Genomic DNA, 6,957 nt, shown 5'->3' with positions numbered 1-6,957 from the left:
GGTGCGGGTGCACGAGGAACTGGCGGCGGAGCTCACACCGTTCGTGCCCACGCCGACCGCCGGCTGAGTCAACGGCCCGCGGTTCCGCGCGCAAGGGAGACGGCCCGCCCCCAGCTCATGAGCTGGGGGCGGGCCGTCTCCCTTGCGCGGATCAGCGAACGCCGCGATCACGCACCGCCGCGATCACGCACCGCCGTGATCACCGGCCGCCGTAGGTCCTGCTCATGTTCTGGTACAGCGCCTCGGCGTCCCGGCCCAACTGGGGGCCCGCGAGCCAGGTGTTGTCGGTCGGGCCGATCGAGGTGTTGGACACCAGCACGGTCTCGCCGTTCACCACCCGGAACCAGCCGCCGCCGGACGAGCCACCGGTCATGGTGCAACCGATGCGATGCATCGTGGGCAGGTCGGAGGCGAGCGAGAACCGGCCCGGAGTGTCCAGGCACTTGAACATCCGCAGTCCGTTGTAGGGCGGCGCCGCCGGGTATCCCCAGGCACCCGTCCGGCCCGCCCCGTCCGCGGGCGGGGTCGAGAAGTCCATGTCCAGGGCGGTACCGACCGTCTCCTCCAGGGACTTGTCCCCCTGCTCCGGCTTCACGTGCAGGACGGCGTAGTCGTACGGGGCTCCGGCGCCACCGGTCGGCGCGCCGCCCTCGATCCAGCCGGTGGAGGTCGCGGCCCAGTCCGCCCACCAGTTGCCGTACGGGGCGATCTCCGAGGCGTTCGCGTCGCTCAGCTCCGCCTCGGACCTGCCCAGGTCGTTGTACGCGGGGACGAAGACGATGTTGCGGTACCAGCCGCCGTCGCCGCCCGCGTGCACGCAGTGACCGGCGGTCCAGACGAGATTGGACCTGCCCGGATGGTTCACGTCCTTGACGACCGTGCCGGAGCAGACACTCGTGCCCTCGGGGGAGTCGAAGAAGACCTTGCCGACCGGGGCCGCGTGGTCGTGGTACGGCGTCTGCTCGGCCTGCGCCTCGACCGGTCCCGGCTCCGGATCGCCGGCGCCCCGGGCGGCGGTCGCGTCCTTGGTCGAGAGGGTCTTGTCGGCCTCCTCGGCGGAACGCATCCGCTCCGGCTTCCACAGGCCCTCGATCACCGGGTTGACGTAGTCCTTGGCCTCACCGAGCCACTTGTCCTCGTCCCAGTCCCGCCAGCCGCCGGCCTTCCACTGGTCGACGTCGATCCCGTGTTCCTCGAGCCGGTCCGCGATGTCGGCCGGGACCTGGGAGTTGCCGGCCTCGCCGTCCGCGGCCCGCGAGGTGCCGGGACCGGGCTTCTTCGGGCCGGCCTTGTCGTCGGTGGAACCGCCGCACGCGGTCGCGGTGAGCGCCAGGGCGGCGACGAGCCCGGCGGCGAGGGTTCTGCGACGGCCCCGCCGGCGCGGAGCGGACGTACGGATGGAGCGCATGGTGCGGTGACCCCCGGTGCTACGAATGAATGTCCTGCTGCTGGGTGTGGACGCCGCACGGGCGGCCGGCGGATTCATGCCGCCCGTGCGGGTGCCGTTACCGCGATGCCGTTCCCGCCCGGGCGGGGCCCGTGGGAACGGAACCGCCGCCGGAGCGGCCGACGGTCACTGGCCGGCGAACTTGTCGCTGACCGCCTCGTACACGCCCTTGGCCTCGTCCCCCAGCCGCGGACCGGCGAGCCAGCCCGACGTCACCGGGCCGATGGAGGTGTTGGACACCAGCGCCGGCTTGCCGTCGGAGCCCTCCGCGACCCAGCCGCCCCCGGACGAACCGGCGGTCATGCTGCATCCGATGCGGTACATCGTCGGGTCGGAGGTGCCGAGCGAGAGCCGGCCCGGCCGGTCCTCACAACTGAACAGCTTCTGGCCGTCGTACGGCGCGCCGGCCGGGTAGCCGGTCGCGGTCACGCTCTCCACGTCCGGCACGGCGGGAGCGTTGAAGTCCACCGGCAGTGCCGAACCGACCTTCTCCTCCAGCGACTTGCCGTCGCCGCCCTTCTCCGGCGTCACATGGATGACGGCGAAGTCGTACGAGGCGCCGTCACCGCCGGTCGCACCGCCCTGCTCGATCCACTGGTCGGAGGTCTGTGCCCAGTCACCCCACCAGACGCCGTACGGAGCGACCTCGTCCTGGGCGGCACCTTCGAGTTCGCCGGTCGGCCTGCCCGCGTCGTTGTACGAGGGAACGAAGACGATGTTGCGGTACCAGCCGCCCTTCTTGCCGGCGTGCACACAGTGCCCGGCCGTCCACACCATGTTGGACTTGCCCGGGTTGGCGGGATCCTGCACCACGGTCGCGGAGCACACCATCGTGCCCTCGGGGGAGTCGAAGAACACCTTGCCCGCCGTGGGAGCGTTGTCGTGGTACGACGGCGGCACGGCCTGCGCCTGCACCGGTTCCGGCGTCGGGTCCGTCACGCCCTGGTCACCGGAGATGTCGCTCTCGTCGACCTCCGGGTCCGGCTGCTCGGCCTCCCGCATGCGGTCCGGGTCCCACAGGTCCTCGATGATCGGGTTGATGTAGTCGTTGGCCTCGCGCAGCCAGTCGTCCTTGTCCCAGTTCTTCCAGTCGCCGTTCCTCCACTTGTCGACGTCGATCCCGTGCTCCTTGAGCCGGTCCGCGATGTCGCTCGGGATCTGGATCTTGCCGTCCCCGGCCGCGGCGGTCGCGGAGGGTTCGCCGCCCGCCGTGTCGTCCCCCGAACCGCAGGCGGTGGCGGTGAGCGCGAGTACCGAGGCGAGCGCGACGGCGGTCAGCGCGGGGGAGGTTCCGCGGCGCGCCCTTCCGCCTCGGCGAGTGGTGGACGACGGCCGTATGGATCGCATGATCTGACTCCCCCTGATGTGGACGAACTTGGTGCTTCGGCCGTGCGTGCATCCTGGACTCGAGCGGAGTCCGGGCCCCTCGCACGACCACCGGGAACGGCACCACACACTATGCGTTCGCCGTGGGGGACAACCGACGGAACGGCAACGGTTTCGCTACGAGCTTTCTGACCTGGACATTCTCAAGAGGCCCACGGATGTGACGCCTTCGCGCGACTGATCCGTCGAGGAGCCGCACGCACGGGAGCGGCTGCTCCTCGCCTTGACCCTCTTTGCGGGACGGGCACGCCCATCAGCCGTATCCGGCCGGGAATCGGACCGCGGCCGTGGGTCCCTCACCCCTCGGCGGGACAGCGAGCTTTTCACCCGAGTCCTCGCCGGAGTCCACGTGTGCGTCTGCCGGGCGTGGACGGACGCGGGGTGTGCGGGACGGCCGTTGCCGTCCATAGTCGATCCGTTGCCGTCCACATCTGAGGGGAGAGCCACTCGATGAGACCTTCTTCGAGACCTTGTTCCGGACTTTCCGTGCACATCGCCCTGACTGCCGTCCTGGCGGCCGCGGTCGCCGGTGTCGCCGGGCCCGCGGGGGCGGTGAGCGGTGAGCCGGTCCCGCGCACCGAGCGGATCAGTGTGGCCCCCGACGGCACCGGCGGCAACAACCACTCGGTGGAACCGGTGGTCAGCGCCGACGGACGCGTCGTGGCCTTCGCGTCGGGTGCGACCAACCTGGTGGCCGGCGGCACGGACGGGACGTACAGCGTCTTCTACCGCACGGCCCCCGGCGCACCACTGCGGCGTGTGGTGGTGCCGGGCGCGACGACGTCCACGCCCCAGGTGTCCGGGTCGGGGAGCCACCTGACCTTCACCTCGTACTCGGCCACGACCGGGAAGTCCTCCGTGCATGTCATGGACCTGCGCACCGGGTCCGTGGAACGTCTGGCTCCCGCGCTGGACGAGGACTACGAGGTGTCGTACGGCATCGCCCCGGTCAGTGCGGAGGGACGCCATGTCGCCTTCGTCGCCCGGCCCACCACCGGCGAGAACGGCGCGTTCGACTGCCGGGTCATGCTCCTCGACCGCTGGACGGAGCAGGTGCGGAGGGTCAGCCGGCCCTCGGACGGCTCGAAGGACTTCCACCGGTGCACGCAGATCTCGATGAGCGCCGACGGCCGCAAGGTCGCCTACCTGGAGGGATATTCCGGGCCGGCCGACGACGACCAGGGCGACATCCTGGTGTACGACCGGGTGACCGGGCGGACCGTGCAGGCCGACGCCTCGCACGACGGCGCCCCCGCCGACCGGTCGGCGGTCGCTCCGGTACTCAGCGCCGACGGCACCCGGGTCGGCTTCAACTCGCAGGCGACCAACCTGGTCCCGGAGGCCGATCCGAACGACGGCTGGAACGCCTTCGTCCGCGACCTGCGCACCGGAGAGCTCCACCGCCACGACGGCCGCACCCCCACGGATCTCACCCTGGTCTCGGACCTGTCGGCGAACGGCTCGAAACTGCTCCTGAACACGGCGGACGCGAACCGCAGGACGACAGGACTGATCCTGCGCGATCTGCGCACCGGCCACGAGGAACTGCTGGCACCGGGACAGGACGGCGAGCCCGTCACCGTGGGCCGAGCGGCGCTGAGCGCGGACGAGTCGACCGCCGTTTTCGACTCCTACCACCCGGGTCTGGTGCCCGACGACACGAATCTGATCGGAGATGTGTTCGTGCGCACCTTGCGTTGAGGAACGGGGCCCCGTGCGTCGAGCCAGGGCACCCGTGCGCTCAGCCGCCGGGTGCCCTGCGCGGAACCGCCGGGCCGGCTGAGCCGCGGGGCGTGGTCGGCGGACCCGCAGGATCTCCGTCACGTCCTCGGCCCTTGCGGTCGGCGCACGATTGTCGGTGCCGGGCCGTAGGGTGGTCGCGCTATGACGAAGCCCTCACTCCCTGAACTCCTGCACGCTGCCGTCACCGCTGTCGGCGGCACGGAGCGCCCCGGCCAGGTGACCATGGCCGAAGCCGTCGCCGAAGCGATCGACGACGCCTCTCATCTGCTGGTCCAGGCCGGCACCGGCACCGGAAAGTCGCTGGGCTATCTGGTGCCCGCGCTCGCTCAGGGGGAGCGAGTCGTCGTGGCGACGGCCACGCTGGCCCTGCAGCGCCAACTCGTGGAGCGCGACCTCCCGCGCACGGTGGAGGCGCTGCATCCGCTCCTGCGCCGCCGCCCGCAGTTCGCCATGCTCAAGGGCCGGTCCAACTACCTGTGTCTGCACCGGCTCCACGAGGGCGTACCGCAGGACGAGGAAGAGGGCCTCTTCGACCAGTTCGAGGCGGCCGCCCCCACCAGCAAGCTGGGCCAGGACCTGCTGCGCCTGCGCGACTGGGCGGACGAGGCGGAGACCGGTGACCGGGACGACCTCACCCCGGGTGTCTCCGACCGGGCCTGGTCCCAGGTGTCGGTGTCGTCGCGGGAGTGCCTGGGCGCCACGAAGTGCGCCTACGGCGCGGAGTGCTTCGCGGAGATGGCCCGCGAGCGCGCCAAGCTCGCCGAGGTCGTCGTCACCAACCACGCGCTCCTCGCGATCGACGCGATCGAGGGCGCTCCGGTGCTGCCGCAGCACGAGGTGCTGATCGTCGACGAGGCCCACGAACTGGTCTCCCGGGTCACCGGAGTCGCCACGGGGGAGCTCACCCCCGGCCAGGTCAACCGCGCGGTGCGCCGTGCCGCGAAGCTCGCCGACGAGAAGGCGGCCGACCAGTTGCAGACCGCGGCCGAAGGCTTCGAACGCCTGATGGAGCTGGCCCTTCCGGGCCGTCTCGAGGAGATCCCGGAGGACCTCGGGTACGCGCTGATGGCGCTGCGGGACGCCTGCCGGACCGTCATCTCCGCCATCGGGAACACCCGCGACAAGTCCGTCCAGGACGAGGACGCGGTCCGCAAACAGGCGCTGGCCTCGGTGGAGAGCGTGCACGACGTGGCGGAGCGCATCACCAACGGCTCCGAATGGGATGTCGTCTGGTACGAGCGCCATGAGCCCCGCGGCGGAGCCGCGTACCGACACAGCGGCGCCTCGCTGCGCGTCGCCCCCATGTCGGTCTCGGGCCTCCTGCGGGAGAAGCTCTTCTCCGACCGCTCGGTGATCCTGGCCTCCGCGACCCTGAAGCTGGGCGGCGACTTCAACGGCGTGGGCGCCTCCCTGGGCCTCGGCCCCGAGGGCGCCGAGGGGGACGACCTTCCGCAGTGGAAGGGCATCGACGTGGGCTCTCCGTTCGACTACCCCAGGCAGGGGATCCTCTACGTCGCCAAGCATCTGGCGCGCCCGGCCCGCGACGGCGACCGCGCGGACATGCTCGACGAACTCACCGAGCTGATCCAGGCCGCGGGCGGCCGCACCCTGGGCCTGTTCTCCTCGATGCGGGCCGCTCAGCTCGCTGCCGAGGAGCTGCGTTCCCGCATCCCGGAGTTCCCGATCCTCCTCCAGGGCGAGGAGACCCTCGGCGAGTTGATCAAGAACTTCGCCGCCGACCCGAAGACCTGCCTCTTCGGCACCCTGTCGCTCTGGCAGGGCGTCGACGTTCCCGGTCCCAGCTGCCAGCTGGTCGTCATGGACAAGATCCCGTTCCCGCGCCCGGACGACCCGTTGATGAGCGCCCGCCAGAAGGCGGTGGAGGACGCGGGCGGGAACGGCTTCATGGCGGTCGCCGCCACCCACGCCGCGCTGCTCATGGCGCAGGGCGCCGGCCGGCTCGTCCGCGCCACGGGGGACCGCGGCGTGGTCGCGGTCCTGGACCAGCGACTGGCGACGGCGCGCTACGGCAGCTACCTGAAGGCCTCGCTGCCCGACTTCTGGCTCACCACGGACCGGAACCAGGTGAGGAAGTCCCTGGCCGCGATCGACGCGGCAGCCAGGCAGGCCGAGGGCGAAGCCGACTGAGGTCGAGGAACAGGTCGGCGTGGGGGAGTGCACGCGCCGGGGCCCGGCAGCACAGGGCGGGACAGTGCTGGGTGGGGACAGCGCGGGGCCCCGGAACCCCTGCGCCGGTTCCGGGGCCCCGCGCTGTCCCCACCCAGCACTGTCCCGCCTTGTGCTGCCGGGCCCCGGCGCGTGCACTCCCCCACGCCGACCTGTTCCTCGACCTCAGTCGGCTTCGCCCTCGGCCTGCCTGG

4 protein-coding genes are annotated in these 6,957 nt (G+C 71.5%); 2 read left to right on the top strand and 2 right to left on the bottom strand.

The window, feature by feature from the left end; genetic code table 11:
• Positions 1 to 199: 199 nt before the first annotated feature.
• Together AOK11_RS34270 and AOK11_RS34265 are read right to left on the bottom strand one after the other, a co-directional pair.
• The gene (locus tag AOK11_RS34270; RefSeq protein ID WP_055597562.1) at positions 200 to 1,408 is read right to left on the bottom strand and encodes a trypsin-like serine peptidase; all 1,209 of its coding nucleotides are present in this window, start codon (positions 1,406 to 1,408) and stop codon (positions 200 to 202) included.
• Positions 1,409 to 1,573: 165 nt separating this feature from the next.
• Positions 1,574 to 2,794, bottom strand: a complete 1,221-nt coding sequence (locus AOK11_RS34265; protein ID WP_055597561.1) for a trypsin-like serine peptidase — start codon at positions 2,792 to 2,794, stop codon at positions 1,574 to 1,576.
• 525 nt (positions 2,795 to 3,319) lie between these two features.
• Between AOK11_RS34265 and AOK11_RS34260 the strand changes: the two genes are divergently transcribed.
• Positions 3,320 to 4,534 (top strand): TolB family protein, encoded by a 1,215-nt coding sequence (locus AOK11_RS34260; RefSeq protein WP_240497601.1) that lies wholly within the window; start codon positions 3,320 to 3,322, stop codon positions 4,532 to 4,534.
• Between the two features lie 183 nt (positions 4,535 to 4,717).
• Positions 4,718 to 6,724 (top strand): ATP-dependent DNA helicase, encoded by a 2,007-nt coding sequence (locus tag AOK11_RS34255; protein WP_055597559.1) that lies wholly within the window; start codon positions 4,718 to 4,720, stop codon positions 6,722 to 6,724.
• Positions 6,725 to 6,957: the final 233 nt, after the last annotated feature.

Source organism: Streptomyces hirsutus, assembly GCF_001418415.1.
Lineage (GTDB): Bacteria > Actinomycetota > Actinomycetes > Streptomycetales > Streptomycetaceae > Streptomyces > Streptomyces hirsutus.
The sequence above is the reverse complement of the archived record's forward strand: the minus strand, read 5'-3'. Positions and strand labels throughout refer to the sequence as shown.

Bases quoted from the DNA above. Each gene is read 5' to 3' on its own strand.
- AOK11_RS34255 (WP_055597559.1), top strand. From the start codon at position 4,718: ATGACGAAGCCCTCACTCCCTGAACTCCTGCACGCTGCCGTCACCGCT.
- AOK11_RS34265 (WP_055597561.1), bottom strand. From the start codon at position 2,794: ATGCGATCCATACGGCCGTCGTCCACCACTCGCCGAGGCGGAAGGGCG.
- AOK11_RS34270 (WP_055597562.1), bottom strand. From the start codon at position 1,408: ATGCGCTCCATCCGTACGTCCGCTCCGCGCCGGCGGGGCCGTCGCAGA.